The sequence below is a fragment of the Arcobacter sp. CECT 8989 genome (assembly GCF_004116715.1).
In the GTDB taxonomy this organism is placed as follows: Bacteria; Campylobacterota; Campylobacteria; order Campylobacterales; family Arcobacteraceae; genus Halarcobacter.
Map to the genome: position 1 here is coordinate 1 of NZ_PDKE01000074.1, position 441 is coordinate 441.

Annotated in this window: 1 tRNA gene; it reads left to right on the plus strand. The window is 30.6% G+C overall.

The features are described 5' to 3' along the window. The first annotated feature begins 202 nt into the window (after positions 1 to 202). Positions 203 to 278: transfer RNA gene (locus CRV02_RS14500), tRNA-Thr, on the plus strand. The last annotated feature ends 163 nt before the right edge of the window (positions 279 to 441 follow it).

Genomic DNA, 441 nt, shown 5'->3' on the forward strand with positions numbered 1-441 from the left:
CTTCTGCGCTGATAATACTGCAGGGCCCCCTTGTGGAAACGTAGGTCGCTGCCAGCTCTTGAGTTTATTTCTATTAAAGCTTACCTTTACCAACTTATCCTTAGTTGCTAATGGTAAGCTTTTTTTTTAGTCCACATTTTTCGGGCTATTACTTATTAACGTACTCTATTTATTTGTATTTTATTTTTATACTAACTTTTTTGCCTGCATAGCTCCAACGGTAGAGCAATTCCATGGTAAGGAAGAGGTTACTGGTTCAAATCCAGTTGTGGGCACCACCTCAAATCTTATTTCTTTTTATTATTTGCTGTAACAATTTCCAATATCCTATTAATATTATTATCCCTATATAACTAAATTCAATTAGTGTTAATGATTTTTGAACTATATTTTTAATTAAATCTAATTAATTTTTACTTATTAAATAACAAAACAATTATT